The sequence below is a fragment of the Streptomyces sp. Q2 genome (genome assembly GCF_056820935.1).
Genome location: NZ_JBXEJE010000037.1, coordinates 62,122 through 85,558 on the forward strand (window position 1 = coordinate 62,122; position 23,437 = coordinate 85,558).

The 23,437-nt window shown below is 70.7% G+C and carries 21 protein-coding genes; 4 read left to right on the forward strand and 17 right to left on the reverse strand.

The window, feature by feature from the left end; all coding sequences use genetic code 11:
• Nucleotides 1-134 precede the first annotated feature (134 nt).
• From ACWBNA_RS34800 to ACWBNA_RS34820, 5 genes are all read right to left on the reverse strand, one after another.
• Nucleotides 135-758 (reverse strand): GTP-binding protein, encoded by a 624-nt coding sequence (locus tag ACWBNA_RS34800; protein ID WP_482708499.1) that lies wholly within the window; start codon nucleotides 756-758, stop codon nucleotides 135-137.
• Nucleotides 739-1,155 carry a DUF742 domain-containing protein gene (locus ACWBNA_RS34805; protein WP_482708500.1) on the reverse strand — a complete coding sequence of 139 codons (417 nt, stop codon included), beginning with the start codon at nucleotides 1,153-1,155 and terminating at the stop codon, nucleotides 739-741. The genes ACWBNA_RS34800 and ACWBNA_RS34805 overlap by 20 nt, the downstream gene beginning before the upstream one ends.
• On the reverse strand, nucleotides 1,152-1,559 hold the full coding sequence (locus ACWBNA_RS34810; protein WP_383864963.1) for a roadblock/LC7 domain-containing protein: 408 nt from the start codon (nucleotides 1,557-1,559) through the stop codon (nucleotides 1,152-1,154). The genes ACWBNA_RS34805 and ACWBNA_RS34810 overlap by 4 nt, the downstream gene beginning before the upstream one ends.
• Entirely contained in the window at nucleotides 1,556-3,151 is a 1,596-nt protein-coding gene (locus ACWBNA_RS34815; RefSeq protein ID WP_482708501.1) for a sensor histidine kinase, read from the reverse strand. Before ACWBNA_RS34815 ends, ACWBNA_RS34810 begins: the two co-directional genes overlap by 4 nt.
• A gap of 322 nt (nucleotides 3,152-3,473) precedes the next feature.
• Nucleotides 3,474-4,109, reverse strand: a complete 636-nt coding sequence (locus tag ACWBNA_RS34820) for a TetR/AcrR family transcriptional regulator (RefSeq protein WP_482708502.1) — start codon at nucleotides 4,107-4,109, stop codon at nucleotides 3,474-3,476.
• A gap of 166 nt (nucleotides 4,110-4,275) precedes the next feature.
• Here ACWBNA_RS34820 and ACWBNA_RS34825 point away from each other — a divergent pair, with 166 nt between their 5' ends.
• The 4 genes from ACWBNA_RS34825 to atzF are packed head-to-tail and all read left to right on the forward strand — an operon-like array spanning nucleotide 4,276 to nucleotide 10,878.
• Complete coding sequence (locus tag ACWBNA_RS34825; RefSeq protein ID WP_482708503.1) at nucleotides 4,276-5,100, forward strand: urea amidolyase associated protein UAAP1; 825 nt, start codon at nucleotides 4,276-4,278, stop codon at nucleotides 5,098-5,100.
• Complete coding sequence (locus ACWBNA_RS34830) at nucleotides 5,097-5,702, forward strand: urea amidolyase associated protein UAAP2 (RefSeq protein WP_482708504.1); 606 nt, start codon at nucleotides 5,097-5,099, stop codon at nucleotides 5,700-5,702. Before ACWBNA_RS34825 ends, ACWBNA_RS34830 begins: the two co-directional genes overlap by 4 nt.
• Nucleotides 5,699-9,211, forward strand: coding sequence for a 5-oxoprolinase/urea amidolyase family protein (locus tag ACWBNA_RS34835; RefSeq protein ID WP_482708505.1), 3,513 nt, complete (start codon nucleotides 5,699-5,701; stop codon nucleotides 9,209-9,211). Before ACWBNA_RS34830 ends, ACWBNA_RS34835 begins: the two co-directional genes overlap by 4 nt.
• 14 nt (nucleotides 9,212-9,225) lie before the next feature.
• Nucleotides 9,226-10,878: an allophanate hydrolase gene (atzF, locus tag ACWBNA_RS34840; RefSeq protein ID WP_482708506.1), complete on the forward strand. Its 1,653-nt coding sequence runs from the start codon at nucleotides 9,226-9,228 to the stop codon at nucleotides 10,876-10,878.
• 232 nt (nucleotides 10,879-11,110) lie between these two features.
• Here atzF and ACWBNA_RS34845 read toward each other — a convergent pair whose 3' ends face one another.
• From ACWBNA_RS34845 to ACWBNA_RS34900, 12 genes are all read right to left on the reverse strand, one after another.
• The gene (locus ACWBNA_RS34845) at nucleotides 11,111-13,963 is read right to left on the reverse strand and encodes a DEAD/DEAH box helicase (protein WP_482708507.1); all 2,853 of its coding nucleotides are present in this window, start codon (nucleotides 13,961-13,963) and stop codon (nucleotides 11,111-11,113) included.
• A gap of 40 nt (nucleotides 13,964-14,003) precedes the next feature.
• Complete coding sequence (locus tag ACWBNA_RS34850) at nucleotides 14,004-14,894, reverse strand: diacylglycerol kinase (RefSeq protein WP_482708508.1); 891 nt, start codon at nucleotides 14,892-14,894, stop codon at nucleotides 14,004-14,006.
• A gap of 31 nt (nucleotides 14,895-14,925) precedes the next feature.
• Nucleotides 14,926-15,873 carry a twin-arginine translocase subunit TatC gene (tatC, locus tag ACWBNA_RS34855; RefSeq protein ID WP_482708509.1) on the reverse strand — a complete coding sequence of 316 codons (948 nt, stop codon included), beginning with the start codon at nucleotides 15,871-15,873 and terminating at the stop codon, nucleotides 14,926-14,928.
• A 47-nt stretch (nucleotides 15,874-15,920) separates the two neighbouring features.
• A complete protein-coding gene (gene tatA / locus ACWBNA_RS34860; RefSeq protein WP_482708510.1) occupies nucleotides 15,921-16,211 on the reverse strand; it encodes a Sec-independent protein translocase subunit TatA in 291 nt (96 codons plus the stop codon).
• Nucleotides 16,212-16,472: 261 nt separating this feature from the next.
• On the reverse strand, nucleotides 16,473-16,667 hold the full coding sequence (locus tag ACWBNA_RS34865) for a hypothetical protein (protein WP_266442604.1): 195 nt from the start codon (nucleotides 16,665-16,667) through the stop codon (nucleotides 16,473-16,475).
• Between the two features lie 10 nt (nucleotides 16,668-16,677).
• Complete coding sequence (locus tag ACWBNA_RS34870; protein WP_482708511.1) at nucleotides 16,678-16,968, reverse strand: hypothetical protein; 291 nt, start codon at nucleotides 16,966-16,968, stop codon at nucleotides 16,678-16,680.
• Complete coding sequence (locus ACWBNA_RS34875; RefSeq protein WP_482708512.1) at nucleotides 16,965-18,023, reverse strand: helix-turn-helix transcriptional regulator; 1,059 nt, start codon at nucleotides 18,021-18,023, stop codon at nucleotides 16,965-16,967. The genes ACWBNA_RS34870 and ACWBNA_RS34875 overlap by 4 nt, the downstream gene beginning before the upstream one ends.
• 14 nt (nucleotides 18,024-18,037) lie before the next feature.
• The gene (locus ACWBNA_RS34880) at nucleotides 18,038-18,991 is read right to left on the reverse strand and encodes a helix-turn-helix transcriptional regulator (RefSeq protein WP_482708513.1); all 954 of its coding nucleotides are present in this window, start codon (nucleotides 18,989-18,991) and stop codon (nucleotides 18,038-18,040) included.
• Between the two features lie 129 nt (nucleotides 18,992-19,120).
• A complete protein-coding gene (locus ACWBNA_RS34885; RefSeq protein ID WP_030835713.1) occupies nucleotides 19,121-19,492 on the reverse strand; it encodes an FKBP-type peptidyl-prolyl cis-trans isomerase in 372 nt (123 codons plus the stop codon).
• Between the two features lie 83 nt (nucleotides 19,493-19,575).
• A complete protein-coding gene (locus ACWBNA_RS34890) occupies nucleotides 19,576-20,577 on the reverse strand; it encodes an FKBP-type peptidyl-prolyl cis-trans isomerase (protein WP_482708514.1) in 1,002 nt (333 codons plus the stop codon).
• A 127-nt stretch (nucleotides 20,578-20,704) separates the two neighbouring features.
• Nucleotides 20,705-22,066: a Pup--protein ligase gene (pafA, locus tag ACWBNA_RS34895; RefSeq protein ID WP_053192758.1), complete on the reverse strand. Its 1,362-nt coding sequence runs from the start codon at nucleotides 22,064-22,066 to the stop codon at nucleotides 20,705-20,707.
• Between the two features lie 9 nt (nucleotides 22,067-22,075).
• Nucleotides 22,076-23,335, reverse strand: coding sequence for an MFS transporter (locus ACWBNA_RS34900; protein WP_482708515.1), 1,260 nt, complete (start codon nucleotides 23,333-23,335; stop codon nucleotides 22,076-22,078).
• Nucleotides 23,336-23,437: the final 102 nt, after the last annotated feature.

The following is a 23,437-nucleotide window of genomic DNA, read 5'->3' on the forward strand; positions in this document are numbered from 1 at the left end:
GGCCGTGTCTGTCTGCGGGGCCGAGGTCTGGCTGGGGAGGCTTGTCCGGCGGGGGAGCCTTGTCCGGCGCGGGACCCGGGTTCGGCCCGGATGCCTGGTTCGGCCGGGGCCGGCCGGTCGCGGCGGGGGTGCGGTCATCGTCGTAGCGAGCCCTTCATCGCCAGGGAGTGCAAGAAGCGCATGAGGGTCATCAGCGTGTCCCGGCTGGAGGCGCGGCGGCGCGCGTCGCACTCGATGATGGGGATGTCCGGGCTCAGGTCGAGTGCCGTGCGCAGTTCCTCGACGGGGTAACGGGGCGCGTCCGGGAAGGAGTTGACGGCGACCACGAACGGTACGCCGCGCTCCTCCAGGCGTCCCATGACGTCGAAGCTGACCTCGAGCCGACGGGTGTCGATCAGCACGACCGCGCCGAGCGCGCCCTCGAACAGGCCGTTCCACAGGAACCAGAAGCGTTCCTGACCGGGGGTGCCGAAGAGGTACAGCACGAGCTGGTCGGTGATGCTGATGCGGCCGAAGTCCATGGCCACGGTGGTGGCCGTCTTGGTGTCGGAGCCGTAGTTGTCGTCGACCCCGACACCGGCCTGCGTCATGGTCTCCTCGGTGGTCAGCGGTTTGATCTCGCTGACCGAGCCGACCATGGTCGTCTTGCCGACCCCGAAGCCGCCGACGATGACGATCTTCACCGCGGCCTCGGCGGTGTGCGGGAGGTGGTCCTCGGTTCGGGGACCCGTGATGGTGTCAGAGCTTTTGAAGTCCATGCATCACCGCTTCGAGGAGGGAACGGTCGGCCAGCGCCTGACGGATCACCGGGGCGCGGACCGTCACCAGTTCGGCCGCCACCAGCTCGGTGAGCAGGACGGTCACCACGCTGAACGGCAGACTGAGATAGGCCGACAGTTCGGCCACGGACAGGGGGGCGGTGCACAGCCGGAGCAGCGCCGCCTGCTCGGGCGTGGCGGAGGGCGGAGGGTCGGCGCGCGCCACGATTAACGTCACCAGGTCGAGCTCGACGCGCTCGACGCCGTCCGGCCCGGTGATCACGTACAGCCGCTCGGGATTCTTCTTCTGCCCCTGGGGGGGTTCCTGTTCCTCCTGCCGGGGTTGCGGAACCGGTTCTGGGTTGGGGAATCGCCGCTGGCGTTGCGGAGGAGTCATACGGTCTGGCCGTTGCGCCTGGGCGGACTGGTGAGGTGCGCGCCGATCCGGATGACCAGGTCGCTCATGCGGGAGCTCATGAAGCCGGGTTCGGCGCGCACGTCGGAGAGCACCGCGAGGTAAGCGTTGGCGCCGGCGGCCATCAGGTAGAAGTAGCCGCCGTTGATCTCGATGAGCACCATCTTCATCTCGCCGTCGCTGCCCGGGATCTCCTGGGCGACGGCGGTCGCCAGGCTCTGCAGGCCGGCGCAGGCCGCGGCGACGCGGTCGGCGGTGTCCGGGTCACCGCCGTGGCGGGCGATGCGCAGGCCGTCGGCGGACAGCACCACGATCATCTGGATGCCCGGTACGCCTTTGGCGAGGTCCGTGAGCATCCAGTCGAAATTGCCTCGCTGCTGGATCACTTGAGGTTCCCCTCGTCGTCGGCCTCGACGTGGGCCGGTTCGTTGGTCGGCTGGGTGGATGCGGTGGTGCCCGGGCGCTTGAGTCCGTCGAAGAACGCCTGGACCCACAGGCCCGGCGGGGGCTCGGGCGCCTTCGGCTCCGGCTCGGGCTCGGGCTCGCGCTTGGCGGTCGACCAGATGGTCGGCCGGCCCTCCCGTTCCGCCTGTTCGATGGCGGCCTGTTCGGCGTACCGCTGGGTGAGCGAGGTCTTGACCCGGCTGCGGCGCTGCGGCAGGCCGCCCGCGGTCCACTCGGTGACGTCGGGGACGTCGTCCTCCAGGGAGAGCGCGGCCGTGAACTTGGGGCTGGTGGGGCGGCGCTTCTTGATCGTGCGCTTGGGGCCCGGGAGGGCTCCGAGGTCGACCTGGGGCACGGCGGTGGCGCCGATGCCGTGGGCGAGTCCGACGCCGGGCTCGGAGGTGAGCATGTCGCTCGGCACGACGAGGATCGCGCGGACACCGCCGTACGCGGAGGCGCGCAGCGACACCTGCATGTCGTACGTCTTGCAGAGCCGGCCGACGACGGCCAGGCCCAGGCGCGGGGACTCCCCGAGGTCCTCGAGGTCGAGGCCCGCCTTGGCGCGCTCCAGCATGCCCTCGGCCTTGGCTCGGGTCTCCTCGCTGAGGCTGACGCCCGCGTCCTCGATCTCGATGGCGACGCCGGTCTGCACCTCGGTGGCGGTGACGTGGACCTTGGTCTGCGGTGGCGAGTAGCGGGTGGCGTTGTCGAGGAGTTCGGCCGCGGCGTGGATGACGGGCTCGACGGCGGTGCCCTTGACGTTGACCTTGGCGATCGAGGACAGGTCGATGCGCCCGTACTCCAGGATCCGGGACATGGCGCCGCGCAGCACGCTGTACAGCGCGACCGGTTCGGGCCACTGCCGGCCGGGCCGGCCGCCGCCGAGGACGGAGATGGAGTCGGCGAGCCGGCCGATCAGCGCGGTGCCGTGGTCGATGCGCAGCAGGTCGTCGAAGACCTCGGGGTTGCGGCCGTGGTCCTCCTCCATCTCGCGGAGTTCACTGGCCTGCTGGTGGACGATCGCCTGGACGCGGCGGGCGATGTTGACGAAGGAGCGCTGCGTGGAGTCGCGCAGGACTTCTTCCTGGTCGACGATCTTGAGCACGGTCATGATCAACGACACTTGCGCTTCGGGGAGTTCACTCCACGCGGGGTTGATGAGACCGAGGTCGCGAATCACCTCCATGGGGGTATTTCCACGGCGCAGTCGGTCCAGCGCGGCCGGTGCGATCTCTTTGGCGAGGCGCGTCATCTCCTCGTCGTGGGCGGCGATCCGCCGTTCCAGATACGCGGTGTGACGGGCGTGGTCCGTACGCAGGTCCCGCAGTGCGCGGCGGCGCCGCGTCGCGTCGGCCGCCGTCGCGATCACCAGCAGCGTGGCGACGGCTCCGCACAAGCCGACGGCCACCCGGGCCGGCTCCGTCACCACGGCGACGGCGGCCCCGGTCACCGCGGCCATCAATATGGCGGGGAGCAACAGCACGCGCGCGTAGGGAAGTTCACGGCGACCGGGAGGAGATTGAACACTCACCATCTGGGCCCTCTGAAACAAATCGGCTGGGTGTCGGGGGAGCTTGCAGGGGGGTTTGTCATGGATCTGTCGGTATCTTCGGTATTTTTTGGGAACAAGCGCCCGAATACATCTCAACTCGGTGCGCTGCGGGCGAGCTTAGTCCGACCGGATCATCGCCGTGTCATATTCAGCAAGCACCTGAAACGGGGTCGAAGACAGGAGTACGCTCAGCTCCATTTACACGCTGGGGATACAATCGCACACGGTGCGTCACGGCCTATGGACATACGAAAACACCCACCGTGACGAGTGACGTGCCCCCGGCGGGAGCGGCGCGAGGAGCTCAGACCCCCGCGATGCGCAGCGCGGCGTCCGCCGTGGCCTCCGCGAACGCCGACACCGGACGCTCGGGGTCGGAGCGATGCACGAGGATGACTCCCTCGATCAGCCCGAACACCAGATCCGTCCGCAGATCGAGCTCACCCTTGGCGAGCGCACCGCCCGCCGCCGTGGCCGCGAGCAACTGCCGGTAGGCGTCCTTGAGTTCGGCGCGAACCGCGTGGAAGCCGGCGAACCCCTCGGTGCGCACCTCGGGCAGCAGGTAGAGGACGCCGAGGTTGTGCGGCCCGCCGCACAGCACGTCCACGTCCGCACGGCACAGCTCCCACAGCCGGTCCTCGGCCGGGGTGGCGTCGTCGGCGAGGAGTTCCCGGGCATACGCCAGCGAGGGCGTGACCGTGGACTCCAGGAGCTCGGCGAGCAGCCCCTCCTTGCCGGAGACGTAGTGGTACATGGACGCCTGCCGCATGCCCGCGCGCTCAGCGAGGGCACGGGTGGAGGTGGCCGCGTAGCCGAGCGTGGTGAACAACTCCGCCGCGGCGGCGAGCAGTTCCTCGCGCGGTTCGAGACCGCTGTCCGGCCGCTGCGCGGCCCGCGGCCTGCCGACCCGTCGGCTCCGGTCTGCACCTGCTGTCCCCATGCGTTCGATCCTCGCACACGCTCGCCCTCGGTGATCTTCGTGAGGGCCCGGTAACCGAGCGGCAACGACGCGGCAACGCCGGCGACCCGTCCCGCCATTAATTTCTGTCGAGCGACAGAAATTAATCCTCAGCAGGACGACGACACACGGAGCCGGAGGACCCGCGATGGCGACAGCGACCACGTACGGAGCTCGCGCCCATGCCCGCGCCCAGGAGGGCACGCGCACCGAGGCCATGCCCGTCGTACCGGCCGGCACCTGGCCGAACCCGCCCTGCGAAGCGGGCCACCTGGTGTGGGCCGAGACGGTGGCGGGTGGCAACTACACACACCGGGTGCTGGCCCGCGGCACCGAACTGCGCCTGACCGACCCGCACGGCGACGCCTGCGCACACCTGCTGCTGTTCGTCGCCGACCGGCCCTGGGAGCGGCTCAACGTGGCCGACACGGTGAAGGTCCAGTGGAACGCCTACCTCGGCGAGGGCGGGCTGCTCCTCTCCGACCAGGGCCGGGTCCTCGCCTCGGTGGTCTCGGACACCTCCGGACGGCACGACGCCCTGTGCGGCACCTCCACCCTCGTCCGCAACGCGGAGCGGTACGGCGACGGCACCCCGCAGAGCCCCTCCCCGGCAGGGCGCGAACTGTTCAAGCTGGCCGCCGCCAAGAACGGCCTGGAGCCCCGCGACCTGCCGCCGTCACTCTCCTTCTTCCAGGGCGTGGAGGTCCGCGAGGACGGCGTCCTGGATTTCACCGGCTCGGCCGGCCCCGGCAGCAGCGTGACGCTGCGCGCCGAGCAGGACGTGACGGTCCTGCTCGCCAACGTCCCGCATCCGGCGGACCCACGCGCCGAGTACGTCAGCACCCCGCTGGAGGTGCTCGCCTGGCGCGCCGACGCCACCCGGCCGGGCGACCCGCGGTGGGACGCCACGCCCGAGGGCCGCCGCGCCTTCCTGAACACCGCCGAGTTCCTTGCCGCCAGGGGGATCGCATGAGCACGACCGTCGTTCCCGCCCGCGCCGCGTGGTCGGCCGTGATCCGCGCCGGCGAGACTCTCACCGTCACCGACCTGCACGGCAACCAGGCCGTCGACTTCCTCGTCTACGACGCCCACGACACCTCGGTCCGCTACAGCGCCCCCGACACGATCCACGCGCAGGGCAACATCTTCCTCACCACGGGCAGCGTGCTGCTGTCCAACGAGCACACGCCGCTGATGACCGTCGTCGCCGACGACGTGGGCCGGCACGACACGGTCGGCGGCGCCTGCTCCAAGGAGTCGAACACCCTCCGGTACGGCCACCACACCTGGGCCCAGCACGCGTGCGTGGACAACTTCCTCGCCGAGGGCGCGCGCCACGGCCTCGGCAAGCGTGACCTGGTCTCCAACATCAACTGGTACATGAACGTGCCGGTCGAGAAGGACGGCACCCTGGGCATCGTCGACGGCCTGTCCTCCCCGGGGCTGAAGCTGAGCCTGCGAGCCGAACGGGACGTCCTCGTGCTCGTCTCCAACTGCCCCCAGGTCAACAACCCGTGCAACGGCTTCGAGCCGACGGCGGTGGAGATGACGATCACCGAGGCGGGCACCGCATGACCTTCGACACCCTCCTCGTCGCCAACCGGGGCGAGATAGCGGTCCGGATCATCCGCACCGCACGCGAACTCGGCCTGCGCACGGTCGCGGTGTACTCCGACCCGGACCGCTCCGCCCCGCACGTCCGGCTCGCCGACGAGGCGGTGCGGCTCGGCCCGGCGCCCGCGAAGGAGTCGTACCTCGACGCCGACCTGGTGCTGAAGGCCGCCAAGGACACCGGCGCGGGCGCGATCCACCCCGGTTACGGCTTCCTGTCCGAGGACGCGTCCTTCGCGCGCCGCTGCGAGGACGCCGGGATCGTGTTCGTGGGCCCGGCGCCGGAGCAGCTGGAGCTGTTCGGCGCGAAGCACACGGCCCGCGCGGCGGCCCAGGCGGCCGGGGTGCCGCTGGCCCCGGGGACGGGCCTGCTGGCGTCCCTGGACGAAGCACAGGCGCAGGCCGCCGGGATCGGCTACCCGGTCATGCTCAAGGCGACCGGCGGTGGCGGCGGGATCGGCATGTCGGCCTGTCACGGTGCCGACGAACTCGCCGACGCCTGGGAGCGCGTGCAGCGCGTCGCCGCCGCCTCCTTCTCCTCCGCCGGCGTCTTCCTGGAACGCCTCGTCGAGCACGCCCGCCATGTCGAGGTGCAGGTGTTCGGCGACGGCGAGGGCAGGGTCGTCACCTTCGGCGACCGCGACTGCTCCCTCCAGCGCCGCAACCAGAAGGTGCTGGAGGAGGCCCCGGCACCGGGCCTGCCCGCACACATACGCGAGCAACTCGCCACAGCCGCACACGACCTGTGCGCCTCCGTCGGCTACCGCTCCGCCGGAACCGTCGAGTTCGTCTACGACGCCGCCCGCGAGGAGGCGTACTTCCTGGAGGTCAACACCCGCCTCCAGGTGGAGCACCCGGTCACCGAGGAGATCTACGGCGTCGACCTGGTCGCCTGGATGCTGCGGCTGGCGCGCGGTGAGCAGGACGTCGTCCGCGACCCGGGCGCCCCGCGCGGCCACGCCGTCGAGGCCCGCGTGTACGCCGAGGACCCCTCACGCGAGCACCGGCCCAGCGCGGGCCTGTTGACACGCGTCGAGTTCCCGCCGGGCGTGCGCGTCGACGGCTGGGTCGAGACCGGTACCGAGGTGACGACGTCGTACGACCCGATGCTCGCGAAGGTCATCGCGTACGGCCCGGACCGGGCACACGCCCTGCGCCGGCTGGACGAGGCGCTGGCCCGCACCCGCGTCGACGGCATCGAGACGAACCTGGGCCTGGTACGGGCGGCACTCGCGAACCGGAACTTCGCCACGGCCACGCACTCCACCGCGACGCTCACCTCCGTGAGTGATCCGACCCCGCGCATCGAGGTCGTCGCCGGCGGCACCCTCACCACCGTGCAGGACTGGCCGGGCCGCACCGGCTACTGGCAGGTCGGCGTACCCCCCTGCGGACCGATGGACGACCTGTCCTTCCGGCTCGGAAACCGCGCCCTGGGCAATGAGGAGAGCGCCCCCGGCCTCGAGTGCACCCTCCAGGGCCCGTCGCTGCGGTTCACCCACCCCACGACCGTGTGCGTGACGGGCGCACCGGCCCCGGTCACCGTCGACGGTGCGCCGGTCGCGCGGTGGGAGCCGGTGACGGTGCCCGCGGGGGCCGTACTGGAGATCGGCACACCCTCCGAGCACGGCCTGCGGACGTACGTCCTGGTCGCCGGCGGCCTCGACGTGCCCGCCTTCCTGGGCAGCGCGAGCACCTTCACCCTGGGCCGGTTCGGCGGACACGGCGGCCGGGCGCTGCGCACGGGCGACGTCCTGCACGGCGGGACGACCGTCCAGGGCACGCCGGTCCCGCAGACCGACCGCCCGGACTTCTCCGCCGTGTGGCACGTCAAGGCCGTCGAAGGCCCGCACGCCGCACCGGAGTTCTTCACCGAGGAGGACATCCACGACTTCTACGCCGCCGAGTGGAAGGTGCACTTCAACTCGGCGCGCACGGGCGTCCGCCTGGTCGGCCCGAAGCCGCGCTGGGCGCGCACCGACGGCGGCGAGGCGGGCCTGCACCCGTCCAACATCCACGACACCCCGTACTCCGTGGGAGCCGTCGACTACACGGGCGACATGCCGGTGCTGCTCGGCCCGGACGGCCCCTCCCTCGGCGGGTTCGTGTGCCCGGCGACGGTGATCAGCACCGAACGCTGGAAGCTGGGCCAGCTGCGCCCGGGCGACACCGTGCGGTTCACGCCGGTCGACGTGGCGGGCGCCCCCCGCCCCACCATCGTGGACGGCGGCATCCTCGCCCGGGACGGCGAGGTGACCTACCGCCGCAGCGGCGACGACAACCTCCTGGTCGAGTTCGGCCCGATGGAGCTCGACCTCGCCCAGCGCATGCGCGTCCACGCCCTGATGGAGGCGGTGGCCGAGCAGGGCCCGGAAGGCATCACCGACCTGACGCCCGGCATCCGGTCCCTCCAGATCCAGACGGACCCGCGCCGCCTGCCACAGCACGAACTCCTCACCGCCGTACGGGAGATCACCACCAACCTCCCCCCGAGCGACGAACTGGTGGTCCCCTCCCGCACGGTCCACCTCCCGCTCTCCTGGGACGACCCGGCGACCCGCGAGGCGATCGCCCGCTACATGGCGGGCGTCCGCGACGACGCGCCCTGGTGCCCGTGGAACATCGAGTTCATCCGCCGCGTCAACGGCCTGGATTCGGTGGCGGACGTGTACGACACGGTCTTCGACGCGGAGTACCTGGTCCTCGGCCTCGGCGACGTCTACCTGGGCGCCCCGGTCGCCACCCCCCTCGACCCCCGCCACCGCCTGGTGACCACCAAGTACAACCCGGCACGCACCTGGACGGCCGAGAACTCGGTCGGCATCGGCGGCGCGTACCTGTGCGTCTACGGCATGGAGGGCCCCGGCGGCTACCAGTTCGTGGGCCGGACGACCCAGGTCTGGTCCGGCTGGCAGCAGCGCGGTGCCTTCGAGCCCGGCTCCCCCTGGCTCCTGCGCTTCTTCGACCGGATCAGGTGGTACCCGGTCGAGGCCGACGAACTCCTCGACCTGCGCGCCGACATCACCTCCGGCCGCTTCGTACCGCGCATCGAGGAGGGCACCTTCTCACTGGCCGAGTACCAGGCCTTCCTGGCCGAGAACGCCGAGTCCATCGACGCGTTCAGGTCCCGCCAGCAGGCGGCGTTCTCATCGGAGCGGGACGCGTGGGAGGCGGCGGGCGAGTTCACCCGGGCGGAGGCCGCGACCGCTCCGGCCGCTCCCCCGGCCGAGGTGACCGTCCCGCCCGGCGGCCGCCTGATCGAGGCCGAATTCGCCGCATCGGTCTGGCAGGTGAACGTCGGGCCGGGCGACGAGGTGACGGCAGGCCAGCCGTTGCTCGCCCTGGAGGCGATGAAGATGGAGTCCAGGGTGCAAGCGCCGATGGACGGCGTGGTCACGGAGATCCTGGCCAGGCCGGGCGACCAGGTGGAGGCCGGGACGGCACTGATCGTCCTGGCCCCGGCCGCGAACTGAAAGAGGACCCTCCTATGTCCACCACTCTCGCCCGCGTCCGCGCCGCCTACGCCCGCATCGAAGCGGTCGACCGCCCGGAGATCTGGATCGACCTGCGACCGCAGCCGGAGGTCGAGGCGGAAGCCCGGACGATCGACGAACAGATCGCCTCCGGCAAGCGACTCCCCCTCGCCGGACGCCTGCTCGCCGCCAAGGGCAACATCGACGTGGCCGGCCTGCCCACCACCGCCGGCTGCCCGTCGTACGCCTACGCCCCCGAGGCCGACGCCCCGGCCGTCGCCCGCCTGCGCGCGGCGGGCGCGATCGTGCTGGGCACCACGAACCTGGACCAGTTCGCGACGGGCCTGGTCGGCACCCGCTCCCCGCACGGCGCCGTCCGAGGCGCGCACGACCCGACCAGGATCAGCGGCGGCTCCAGCTCCGGCTCGGCCGTGGCGGTGGCCCTGGGCATCGTCGACCTCTCCCTCGGCACCGACACCGCGGGCTCGGGCCGCGTGCCGGCCGCCTTCAACGGCATCATCGGCCTGAAGCCGACCCGCGGCCTGGTCCCGACCACGGGCGTGGTCCCGGCCTGCGCCTCCCTCGACTGCGTGACGGTCTTCGCCCGCACCCTCCCCGAGGCCGAGCAGGCACTCGCCCACATGGCCTCCCCACCCGACCGAGACCTCCCACCGCTCCCCCAGCGAACGCCGGGCCCATGGCGGATCGCGGTCCCGCCACGCGACCAGCTCGGCGACCTGGACGACGGCTGGGCACAGGCGTACGAGGCCGCGGTGACCCAACTCATCCAGGCGGGCGCGTCGGTGCAGGAACTGGACCTCGGCCCCTTCACCGAGGCCGCCGCGATGCTCTACCAGGGCGCGTTCGTGGCCGAGCGCTACACAGCAGTCGGAACCTTTGTCGACAAGGCGATGGCCGAGGGTGACACGTCCCTCGACCCCACGGTCGCCGGCATCATCACCCGTGCCCGCGACATCCCGGCCCACCAGCTCTTCGCCGACACCGACCGCCTGGCGGCCCTGCGCACCCGCGCCCGCACCGAACTCGCCGACGCGGACGCCCTTCTCCTCCCCACCGCCCCCGGCCACCCCACCCTCGCCGAGGTGGCCGCCGACCCCCTGGGCGCCAACGCCCGTCTGGGCCGCTTCACCAACTCCACGAACCTCTTCGACCTGGCGGCGGTCGCCGCCCCGGCCGGTGAGGTCAACGGCCTGCCCTTCGGCGTGATGCTGATCGGCCCGGCGTTCACGGACGAACGCCTGGCCCGGATCGCCGCCCTGCTCCAGCCGGAGACCCGCCTGGCGGTGATGGGCGCCCACCTGTCCGGCCAGCCCCTGAACCCCCAGCTCCTGGCCCTGGGCGCCCGCCTGGACCACACCACGACCACTGCGCCGGCCTACCGTCTGCACGCGCTACGGACCAACCCGCCGAAACCGGGCCTCGTCCACGTGGGCGAGGACGGTTCCGCCATCGAGACAGAGGTATGGCGCCTCCCCGCGGAGGGCCTGGGCAGACTCCTGACCGCCCTCCCCCGCCCGATGACGCTGGGCAGCGTGGAACTGGCGGACGGCAGCCGACTCCCCGGCTTCCTGTGCGAACCGGACGCTCTCACAGACGCCGAGGACATCACCTCGTACGGCGGCTGGCGAGCGTACCTGAGCCGCTGAAGTCACACCCCCGCCACCCGCTCGTGCGCCGCCCCCGCGGCGCGGCACCCGCGTACGGCGGCAAGGGGCCGTGTCGGGGGGTGTCCCGCCCGCAGCGGTTGGCGCGTCAACGCCGGCACCTCTCCAGGCAACCGATTCCGCGCCGTTCCGAGGACGGACACCCCCCGACACGGCCCCGACCCCCAACCTGCGAGCCACAACCGCGAGCCGCGAGCCGCGACGCCAGGGGGACTCACCCCACCGACGAGTAGGCGACAACCCCCCGCAACAGCTCGTCGACCGCCTTACGCGCGTTCTTCGCGACCGTAGACCCCTCGGCATGCGCGGCGGCCGAGATCTGCCCCAGCACATCGATCACCTGCTTGCACCACCGCACGAAGTCCCCCGCAGGCATCTCCACCTCGCGCAGCACCTCGTCGAGGCCCTTCCCCGAAGCCCACATGTACGCCGCCCAGGCGAAGCCGAGGTCCGGCTCGCGCTGGCCCACACCCTCCGTCTGGGTGATCCGGAAGTCCTCCTCCAGGGCGTCCAGGCGCCCCCAGATCCGGACCATCTCGCCGAGCGCGGCCTTCGCCTTGCCCGAGGGCACCTTGGGCGCCATGGCGTCGTCTGAGACGCGGGACTCGTACACCAACGCCGAGACGCAGGCGGCCAGTTCGGCGGGGGCAAGCCCCTCCCACACGCCGGCCCGCAGGCACTCACTCGCCAGCAGATCCAGCTCGCCGTACAGCCGGGCCAACCGCTTGCCGTGCTCGGTGACCTCGTCGGCGCGCAGGTAGTCCAGCTCGGTCAGCAGCGCCACGATCCGGTCGAACGTCCGAGCGATGGTGTTCGTGCGCCCCTCGATACGCCGCTCCAGCTGCGAGGTGTCACGCAGCAGCCGGTGGTAGCGCTCGGCCCAACGCGCATGGTCCTCCCGGTCGTTGCAGCCATGGCAGGGGTGCGCGCGCAGGGCGGTGCGCAGCCGGGCGATCTCCCGGTCGTCGGCCGCCTGGGACCGCTTCTTGCGGGCCCGCTCCGTCGGAATGTGCCCGGCCTTGGTGCGCAGCGCGGAGGCGAGGTCCCGACGGGACTGCGGCGAGCGCGGGTTGAAGGACTTCGGGATCCGCATCCGCTCCAACGCCTCGACGGGCACCGGGAAGTCCATCGACGCGAGCCGCTTGACCTGCCGCTCGGCGGTCAGCACCAGCGGACGCGGGCCGTCGTGGTACTCGAAGCCGCGATGGCCGTTCGACCGCCCGGCCGGCAGCCCCGGGTCCAGCACCAGCGCGAGGCCCGCGTACTTGCCGGTCGGGACATGGATGACGTCCCCCGGCTTGAGCTTCTCCAGCGCGACGGCGGCCTCGGCGCGCCGCTCGCTGACGCCCTGCCGGGCCAGCTCGGTCTCCCGGTCCTTGAGCTGGCGGCGCAGTTGCGCGTACTCGTCGAAGTCGCCGAGGTGGCAGGTCATGGAGGCCTTGTAGCCCTCCAGCCCCTCCTCGTTGCGCTGCACCTGCCGCGAGATCCCGACGACCGACTTGTCGGCCTGGAACTGCGCGAAGGACGTCTCCAGCAGCTCCCGCGAACGGTGCCGCCCGAACTGCTCCACCAGGTTGACCGCCATGTTGTACGACGGCTTGAAGCTGGAGCGCAGCGGATACGTGCGCGTGCCGGCCAGTCCCGCGAGGTGGTCGGGGCTTATCCCGCGCTGCCACAGCACGACCGCGTGCCCCTCGACGTCGATGCCGCGCCGGCCCGCACGTCCCGTCAACTGTGTGTACTCACCGGGGGTGATGTCGGCATGCTGCTCGCCGTTCCACTTGACGAGCTTCTCCAGCACCACGGACCGCGCGGGCATGTTGATGCCCAGCGCGAGCGTCTCGGTCGCGAACACCGCCTTGACCAGGCCGCGTACGAACAGCTCCTCGACGACCTCCTTGAACGTCGGCAGCATGCCCGCGTGGTGGGCCGCGATGCCGCGCTCCAGGCCCTCCAGCCACTCGTAGTAGCCGAGGACGTGCAGATCCTCCGTCGGGATGGAGGAGGTGCGCTCCTCGACCAGGGCGCGCACCCTCTCCCGTGCCTCGTCGTCGTTGAGTCGCAGGCCCGCGTGCAGGCACTGCTGGACGGCGGCCTCGCAGGCGGCGCGGCTGAAGATGAAGGTGATGGCGGGCAGCAGGCCCTCGGCGTCCAGGCGTTCGATGACCTCGGGCCGGCTCGGTGTCCAGATGCGGGAGCGCTGCCGGCGCTCCCGCTCACGGTCGGCTTCGCGCATCGCACGGCCACGCCTGCGGTCCTGGTACGAGGGCCGGCTGGCCTCCATCCGGGCCAGCCGCGAGAGGTCGGGATTGACGGCCTTCTTGTGGCCCTCGCCCTCCTCGAACAGGTCGTACATCCGCCGCCCGGCGAGCACGTGCTGGAACAGCGGCACGGGCCGGTGCTCGGAGACGATCACCTCGGTGTCGCCGCGCACGGTGTCGAGCCAGTCGCCGAACTCCTCGGCGTTCGACACGGTCGCCGACAGCGACACGAGCGTGACCGACTCCGGGAGGTGGATGATCACTTCCTCCCACACGGCCCCCCGGAAGCGGTCGGAGAGGTAGTGCACCTCGTCCATGACCACGTACCCGAGACCGAGGAGGGTCTGCGACCCCGCGTACAGCATGTTCCGCAGCACCTCGGTGGTCATCACGACCACCGGGGCGTCCGAGTTGACGCTGTTGTCGCCGGTCAGCAGGCCGACCTTGTCCGCGCCGTAACGGCGGCACAGGTCGGCGTACTTCTGGTTCGACAGCGCCTTGATGGGCGTCGTGTAGAAGCACTTCTTGCCCTGCTGCAGGGCGAGGTGGACGGCGAACTCGCCGACGATCGTCTTGCCGGAGCCGGTGGGCGCGGCCACCAGGACGCCCTTGCCCGCCTCGAGCGCCTGACAGGACTCGATCTGGAAGGGGTCGAGGCCGAAGTCGTACATCTCGCGGAAACCGGCGAGCGCGGTGGCCTGCTCGACAGCGCGCCTACGTGCTGCCGCATACCGCTCGGCCGGTGAGAGGTCCTCTGTCATCGTGCTTTCGAGACTACCGGGCCCCACTGACAACAGGACGATCATTATCCGGATCCGATGACGATAAACATCGGATTCCCGCAGCTCACGGCCCTACGATCCGGACGGCAGCCGGCACACAGCGCGCGGTCAGCGGCAGCGGCCCGAGCGGCTCGCCGTCCGCGTACCCGGTGATCCCCTGCGCGGCGATCTCCACCTTGGCCGCCCGGAGCACGGTGACCTTCGGATGGTCGACGTGCCGGCCCCGGTACACGCTCGGAAAGACCTTGAGCAGCGTCGTACGACTGCAGTCCCCGACCACCGTGACGTCGAACAGCCCGTCGGTGAGGTCGGCGCCCGGACAGATCCGCATGCCGCCGCCGTACGAGGACCCGTTGCCGACGGCCACCAGGGTCGCCTCGACCTCCCTGACGTCGCCGTCGTCCAGCGTGATCCGGTACGGATACGGGCGGAAGGCGGCGAGTTCGGCGAGCATCGCCAGGTCGTACTTGAGACGCCCCGTCGGCCGGCGCATGCGGTTGCCGCGGTCGTTGACCCGGGAGTCGAAGCCGGAGGCGAGGACCGTTCCGAACCACCGGCCGTCCACCCGGCCGAGGTCGATGTCGCGCATCCGGGCGCCCTTGAGGGCGTCGGCGATCACGCGGCCCGCGGCGGCGGGGTCGCGCACCGGCAGACCAAGAGCCCGGGCGAAGTCGTTGCCGGTGCCCACCGCGACCAGGCCGAGCGGGGTACGCGTCCCGGCGACGGCCTGCAGAGCCAGATTCGCCATGCCGTCCCCGCCGACGGCGATCACGGCACCAGTGCCGTCGGCGACGGCGGCACGCACGCGGGTAAGGGCGTCCTCGGCGTTCGCGCCGAGGACCGTACGCACGGAGAAGCCGGCCGCCCGGACAGCCGAAGCGGCCGGCTGCGCCGCGTGGGCGCCCCGGCCGCGACCCGCGGTGGGGTTGACGAAGAGGGTGATCTCGCTGGTCACGCCCCGGACGTTACAAGGGCGGCCGAGTCGATCAGGTCACGTCGTCATAACCGTTGACCCGTTCCGTGCTCGCCTGCTCGGGCAGCGCCCTGGTGGCCGAGACGGTCTCCACCTCGCCGATCTCCTCGGGGGTGAGGTCGAGCTCGGAAGCCTCGTCGTCGGCGGGACCCAGCTCGTCGCGGCGGCGCCTGCGCCGGTCGTTGAGCAGCGAGAAGAGGACCGCACCGAAGTACAGGACCCAGATCGGTCCGGCGAGCGCCAGCATCGTCAGCGGGTCGGTGCTGGGCGTGGCGACGGCCGCGAACACCGTGATGCCCATGATCATGCCACGCCACCAGCCGAGCATCCGCTTGCCGGTGATCGCCCCGGTGAGGTTGAGGAAGACCAGCAGCAGGGGCAGCTCGAAGGAGAGACCGAAGACGAGCACCATGCGAATGACGAGGTCCAGCAGGTCGTCCAGCGGCAGCAGGTTGGAAGCGTCGGCCGGGGTGAACTCGAGCAGCACCTTCGCCGTGGTGGGCAGCACCGTGTAGGCGAAGTAGGCGCCGCCGAGGAACAGCGGGACACCGGTGCCGACGAACGCGTAGGCGTACTTCTTCTCGTGCCTGTGCAGGCCGGGCGCGACGAAGCCCCACAACTGGTACAGCCAGACCGGCGAGGCCAGAACCACGCCCGCCATCAGTGAGACCTTCAAGGCCAGGGTGAAGGGGGTGAGCAGACCGTTGATGGTGATCTGCGCACACGGTTCGCTGGACTTCGACTTGGCCAGTTGCTCGAAGGTCTGCTCACAGCCGACCGAGTCCAGGATCGGCCTGGTGATGAGATTGATGATGTCGTTGTAGAAGAAGGCAGCAACGACAGTGATGGCGACGATGGCCAGCATCGCCTTCGCGAGCCGGTTGCGAAGCTCGCGAAGGTGCTCCGCGAGGGGCATCCGCCCCTCGGGATCCTTCTCCTCATTGCGGGCAGACTTCAGCAACCCACGTTCCCATCTCGTGCGGCGGGCCGGAGGTCACCGGCCCTGCGTCAGCGCTTGGTCGTGTCCGTCGGCTCGGTGACCGGGCGCGAGCTCGTCACGTCACCGGGGGCGGCCTGGATGGTGCGCTGGACGGGGGGCTGCTGGTCCTCGTGCGGCGGCGCCGCGGGAGCGGACGCGTTGTCCTGACCCTCGGACTTCATCGCCTTGGCCTCGCTCTTGAGGATTCGCGCGGACTTGCCGAGCGAGCGCGCCATGTCCGGAAGCTTCTTGGCGCCGAACAGCAGGATGATGACGACGAGGATGAGAATGATCTCGGGGGCGCCGAGCCTTCCGAACATAAGTCTTTACCTTCTCACCGAGGCGGCTGGAGTGGGGAGCTGTCCGACCGGTCGGACAGGTGTCCGAACGATCGTGCTGACAGCGATCGTAACGCTCAGGGGTAAACGCGTGGCAATCCCTGTGCATACTCCCTGTCCGCGGTCCGGGCCTCGTTCTCCGGACCGCGACATGCAGCGTACCTGCCGGAACCACCAAGTCGACAGGGCGAAGTGGCCCAAAGCGCATCACACCCGTGACTCACAGGGAACACACCGGACGACTCACAGTGAGTCCACAGAGCGGGCCGCGCTCATGGAGGCACGCTCCAGATCCTCCGCAGCCCGGTTGATGCGCCGCGCCGAGTCCGTGACCTGCCTGCCCAGACGCTGCGCCTCCAGGAAGACCCGTACGGCGAGCACACCGAGAACGGCGAGACCCAGGAAACCCACAGCTACCGCGAACATCGGCCAGAACATGGAGCCGAGCCTAGAGGGTCGAGTGGAGCCGCAGGGTCCTGACCCCGCCGCCCGTCAGCAGCTCGACGATCCGCTCCCCCGCCGGCTTGCGGACCACCGACGCGCAGTCGGGGCAGGTGAACGAGTAGAAGGTGGTGCGGCTCGTGGCGCCGATGGCCAGGCGCAGGGCGCTCGCGGCGAGCTCGAAGCGGCCCCGGCAGTCCGGGCAGCCCGCCCTGAACGTCACCGGCGTCACGTTCCTCATCCCGGCGAACGCGGCGGCCACCGTGACCCCGGCACCGGGCGTCGACGACTCGCTCAAAGCGCCTGCTCCTGCCTGTCGTCCTGTCCGTCGTGCACCACGGGCGCTCCGGGAGCGCCGTGCGCCTCGACCCCGCCGTGCGCCTCGATCCCGTCGTACGCCGCCAGTGCCTCGCGGGCCGCCTCGCGGGCGCTGTCGGCGAGGTCACGCGGCGAGACGATCCGGCCGTCGCGCCCGAGCCGCAGCGCCAGCCGCTTGAGCGAGGCCGGTTCCGGGGTGCGCAGGGTGATACGCAGCCCGCCGTCCGGCAGTTCATCCGCACTGTCGTGCGGGTAGTACTCGGCGACCCAGCGTCCGCCGGGACCGACCTCGACGACGACCTCGGGGTCCTCGGCGGCGGGCTGCACCAGTCCCTCGGACAGGTCCCGCAGCTCGATCTCGGGCGGGGCGGACGGCTCGTCGAGGATCTTGATCTCGGCCACCCGGTCGAGCCGGAAGGTGCGGCGCGCCTCGGAGCGGCGGCACCAGGCCTCGACGTAGGTGTGACCGACGCTGACCAGGCGGATCGGGTCGATCTCGCGCTCGGTGACCTCGTCGCGGGCGGGCGAGTAGTAGCGGATCCACAGGCGGCGCCGCTCCGAGATGGCCCGGTCGACGTCCGCGAACACGCCGCCCTCCGACTCGAAGGTCACGGACAGCCGGGAGCTCGCCCCCGCCTGCTCGCCGGCCGCGGCCTCCACCTTGGCGGTGGCCCGCAGCAGCGCCTGCCGGTCGCTCTCGCGCAGGCCGGGCAGCGTGGACACCGCGCGGGCGGCGACCAGCAGGGCGGTGGCCTCGTCGGAGGCGAGCCGCAGGGGCTCGGCCACGTCATCGGGGTTGTGCCACCAGATGCGCTCGCCGTCGGTGTCGATGTCGAGCAGATCGCCGCCGCGGAAGCTGGTGCCGCACATGGGCAGCACGTCGAGGTCGGAGACCAGCTCGTCCTCGGTGATCCCGAAGGCCCGGGCGACGTCCTCGACCCGGGCGCCGGGGCGCTCCCTCAGATACGTCATCAGGGAGAGCATCCGCCGGGTCTGGTCGATGGCGTTCGCCGGCCTGGCCGGTTTTCCCACCACGTTCTTACGCCCCCTCAGCCTTTGGCCACGGCACGCAGCCGGTCCAGCACGTCGGCCCGCAGTTCGGCGGGCTCCAGGACCACCACGTCCGGCCCGAACTCCACCAGCCAGGCGTCCAGGCCGTGGCCGTACGGAATCTCCAACTCGTCCCAGCCGTCCCCCAGTTCCCGTACCGAGACGGCCTTGGCCCGCAGGGGGTAGCCCGCGTCGGAGCGCAGCCGGATCAGCGCGGAGCGGTCGGCGGTCTCGCCGGCCCAGCTCGCGACGGTCTCGCGGACGGTGACGACGTCGGGCACGGGGGCGGTGTACCGGGCGCCGCGGGTGCGTACCTTGCCGGTGATCCGGGACAGCCGGAACACCCGCTCGGCGCTGCGGTCGCGGTCCCAGCCCGCCAGGTACCAGTGGCCACGCCAGCATTCCAGCGCCCAGGGCTCGACGTGCCGGGTCTCGGGGTGGGCGGCGGTGGCCTTGCGGTAGTCGAAGACCACCGGGCGGCGGTCGCGGCAGGCCAGCATCAGCGGCTCGAACGCGGCCTCGTGCACCGGGATGCGTGGTTCCAGGGCGCCATGGGTCTCGTACGGGTCGAAGTCCTCGGGGAGTCCCGCGGCGCGCAGCTTCTGCAGGGCGCCACTGGCCGCGCCCGCGAGCCGGGCCTGTTGCCAGACCTTGGCGGCCAGCCCCAGGGCGGCGGCCTCCTCGGCGTCCAGGGTGACGGGCGGGAGGCGGTTGCTGTCGCGGCGGGCCAGGTAGCCGATCTCGCCGTCCAGGTTCTCGACGGTCTCGATGATCAGGCCGAGTTCGCGCAGATCGTCCTTGTCGCGCTCGAACATCCGGTTGAAGGAGTCGTCCGACCCGGCTTCCAGGTAGGCCTCGATGGACTCACGCAGCTCGCGCTTGCTGAGCGGCCGCCGCGTCCCGAGCAGACACAGCGCCAGGTTCATCAGTCGCTCGGCCTTGGCAATGGCCATCGACGCCCTTCGCCTCCCTATGGTGCTTACGAACGATGACCGTACCGCCCTGAAGTGGCGCGGCAAAAGCCGAGGGCCCATGCCCGGACAGGCATGGGCCCCAGGTGGTCGAGACCGGTCGTCGGACGATCAGACCCCGAGGAGGTCGACCACGAAGATCAGCGTCTCGCCGGGCTTGATCGCCGGGGTCGGGCTCTGGTTGCCGTAGGCGAGGTGGGCGGGGATGGTCAGCTGGCGGCGGCCGCCGACCTTCATGCCCTGCACGCCCTGGTCCCAGCCCTTGATGACCCGGCCGCCACCCAGCGGGAAGCGGAACGGAGTACCACGGTTCCAGCTGGCGTCGAACTCCTCGCCGGTGCTGAAGGCAACGCCGACGTAGTGGACGGTGACGGTCTGGCCCGCCTGCGCCACCTCGCCGTCGCCCTCCCAGATGTCCTTGATCTCCAGGTCCGCCGGGGGCTCGCCGCCCGGGAAGTCGATCTCGGGCTTGTCGATGCTCACGTCTCTAGCTCCTGCTTGTGTACGGAAAGGCAACAGACACAGTCTTGCATCTCAGTGGGTCACATCCTCGCGAGGATGTGGGGTCACATCTTGGCGAGGATGTCGACCGAGAAGACCAGCGTGGAGTCCTTCTTGATCTCGCTGCCGGCCGGCGGGCTGTCGCCGTACCCCAGGTCCGGCGGGACGACGATGAGGACGCGGCTGCCGACCTTCTTGCCGGTCAGACCCTGCGACCAGCCCTTGACGACCTGCTGGAGCGAGAACGACGTCAGTGCCTTGCGGCCGTACGTCGAGTCGAACTCCTTGCCGGAGTCCCACAGGACGCCCTTGTACTGCACCAGCACGGTGTTCTCGGCGGCGACCTCTTCGCCGTCGCCCTCGATGACGTAGTTCGCGACCAGCTTCTTCGGCGCGTCGCTCTTGGGGACCTCGATGGAGGGTGCCTTGCCGTCGGTGTTGGTGCCGACCTTCGGCACGTCCACGTTGTCCTGCGCGACGTTCGTGCCCTTGGCGGAACTCTTGGCGTTGAACGTCTTCAGCAGGTCGACGACGAAGACCAGCGTGTCGGTGCCCTTGATGCCGCCCTCCGCGTAGCCCTCCTTGCCGTACCCCCAGGTGGGCGGCACGGAGAACTGGACCCGGCTGCCGGTCTTCTTGCCGGCCAGGGCATAACGCCAGCCGTCGATGATGCTGCTCGGGGCGAGCTGGATGAGCAGGGGCGTCTTGCGGTCGTAGGAGTTGTCGAAGACCTTCGCCGTGTCCCAGATCTGACCGAGGTAGTTCGCCTGGATGTAGTCGTTCTCGGCCACCGTGGTGCCGTTGCCCGCAGTGATCGTCTTCACCGCGAGGTCCTTGGACGGGTCGCCGCTGCCCTTGGCGACCGTCGGCTTCTCGCCGAACTTCGTGCCCGCGGTGATCGCCGGAAGGGGCCCGTCGACGATCTTCGGTGCGGGGACGGACGGCGAGGCCGACGCCGAGGGCGACGCGCTGTCGCTCGCCTCACTGGAGCCGGACTCGTCGTCGCCGCATCCGGCGAGAGTGACCAGTCCTGTGGGTACGGCGATGAGGAGTGAGCGTCGGCGCACAGTGGGGGCCTCGTAATCGTCGATCTTGTTGATGGCGTGCGCGCAACTCTACGGCGTGAGAAGGGCGCCGTACGTAGAACGTACGGCGCCCGTGTTGCGTTCCGGACGTTCCTCCGGAACGGGTTGCTCACATACCTGCGATCAGCTTCTCCACCCGGTCGTCCACGGAACGGAACGGGTCCTTGCACAACACGGTGCGCTGCGCCTGGTCGTTGAGCTTGAGGTGGACCCAGTCGACCGTGAAGTCACGGCGCTGTTCCTGCGCCCGCCGGATGAAGTCGCCGCGCAGCCGCGCGCGAGTGGTCTGCGGCGGAACCGACTTGCCTTCGAAGATCTTCAAGTCGTTGCAGATCCGGGCGGCTTGGCCCTTCTTCTCCAGCAGGTAGTACAGGCCACGACGGCGGTGGATGTCGTGGTAGGCGAGGTCTATCTGCGCGACCCGCGGGTGGGACATGGTCATGTTGTGCTTGGCCCGGTACCGCTCGATGAGCTTGTACTTCATGACCCAGTCGATCTCGGTGCCGATCCGGTCGAGGTCCTCGGCCTCGATCGAGTCCAGCGTGCGGCCCCACAGCTCCAGGACCTGCTCCACGGTGCCGGTGCGGATGCCGCGGCGCTCGCAGAAGTCCACGGCCTTCTCGTAGTACTCGCGCTGCACCTCCAGGGCGGAGGCCTCGCGGCCGCTGGCCAGGCGGACCTTGCGGCGGCCGGTGATGTCGTGGCTGACCTCGCGGATCGCCCGGATCGGGTTCTCCAGGGTGAGGTCGCGCATCACGGTGCCCGCCTCGATCATGCGCAGCACCAGGTCGGTGGCGCCGACCTTGAGCAGCATGGTCGTCTCGGACATGTTGGAGTCGCCCACGATGACGTGCAGGCGGCGGTAGCGCTCGGCGTCGGCGTGCGGTTCGTCGCGGGTGTTGATGATCGGCCGGGAGCGGGTCGTCGCCGAGGAGACGCCCTCCCAGATGTGCTCGGCCCGCTGACTGACGCAGTACACCGCGCCCCGCGGGGTCTGCAGCACCTTGCCGGCGCCGCAGAGAAGCTGCCTCGTGACGAGGAACGGAATGAGAATGTCCGCGAGCCGGGAGAACTCCCCGTGCCGGGCCACCAGATAGTTCTCGTGGCAGCCGTAGGAGTTGCCCGCCGAGTCGGTGTTGTTCTTGAAGAGGTAGACGTCGCCCGCGATTCCTTCCTCGTGCAGGCGTCGTTCGGCGTCCACCAGTAGTCCTTCGAGAATGCGCTCGCCCGCTTTGTCGTGGGTGACCAGTTCGGTCACGTTGTCACATTCGGGTGTCGCGTATTCCGGATGTGATCCCACGTCGAGATAGAGGCGGGCGCCGTTTCGCAGAAAGACATTGCTGCTGCGGCCCCATGACACGACACGGCGGAAGAGGTACCGCGCCACCTCGTCGGGAGACAGGCGCCGCTGTCCCCTGAACGTACACGTGACGCCGTACTCGTTCTCCAGCCCGAAAATGCGGCGGTCCATGAGTGAACATTACGCCCGATCCCCCGAGCTGAAACGGGGTTCGACAGCACGGTTTGGATCATTTTCCGATGAAGACGCAACCACCGCGCCCCTGGCGGAAGCTGTGAGGACCCGCCCTGTGGCCAGCAGAACCAGCAGCGACACGCCTCCTGCGGCGCCCGGCATGACGAAGCCCCACAGGGCTCCGCCCGCCTCGACGACCGGGCCCGCGAGGCCCGTTCCCAGCGACGCGCCGACGGTGAACGTGGTCACGAGCCAGGAGAACGCCTCGGTGACCGTCCCGCGCGGGGCGTGCCGGTCCACCAGTACGAACGCGCAGGCGATGGCGGGCGCGAGGAAGAGGCCGGCGAGGACCGTCAGCAGCGTCATGGCGACCGCGCCCGGCATCAGGGTGAGCGGCAGGTAACACACCGCCAGGAAGGCCACCAGGACCTGCAGTCTCCGGGCCGGCTCACCGGTCCACTGCCGCGCCCCGTAGAACACGCCGCCGATGAGCGCGCCCAGGCCGATGGCCGCCATCAGCCAGCCGTACACCGCGTCACCGCCGTTGTCGTCCGCGTACGGCACCGAGGCGACCGTGATGGAGCCGAGCGCGATGCCCACGAAGAGGAACGCTCCGAGCAGGGCGACAAGTCCGGGCGACCTGAGGGCGCCGAGCCAGTGTGCCTCGCGCGGCGCCGAGCGCCACGCGCGCGAGGGCGGCGACACGACCACGGAGAGCGCGCCCAGCACCCCGACGACGTTCAGGACGAGCAGCGCCGCCTGAGCCGACCACACGGCCGTGCACAGGGTCACCAGCAACGGCCCGACGGTGAACATGATTTCCTGGGCGACCGCGTCCATGGCGTACGCGGTGTGCACCTGGTCCTCCTTGGGGAGGACGTTCGGCCACAGCGCGCGCAGGCCGCCCTCCAGGGGCGGCGTGAAGAGCCCGGCTGCCGCCACGGCGGCGTAGGCGAGCGGCAGCGGGTCGGTGCCCGCGAAGGCGAAGGCGGCCATCGCGAGGGCCGACGCGAGCGCGGCGGGCAGTTGGACGCGCGGCTGGCCGTGCAGGTCCACCAGGCGCCCGAGCACCGGCTGGCCCACGGCGTTGGCCACGCCGTACGCGGCCGCGAGCCCGCCGGCCAGGCTGTAGGTGCCGCCCTCCGCACGCACGAACAGCACGATCGCGATGGCGGCGGTGGCGTTCGGCAGCCGCCCCACCAGCGTGCCGGCGAGCAGCCGGACGGCGTGCCTCGCCCTGAGGATGTCCAGGTATCCCGCCGCCATGTCCCGCCCTTTGCTCGCCCGGTGCGCCGGTGACGCTTGAGGTTTTACGTATAACGTCCTCTGTCATACGTACCATGTGCGCTGTTCACGCGTCCAGACGAA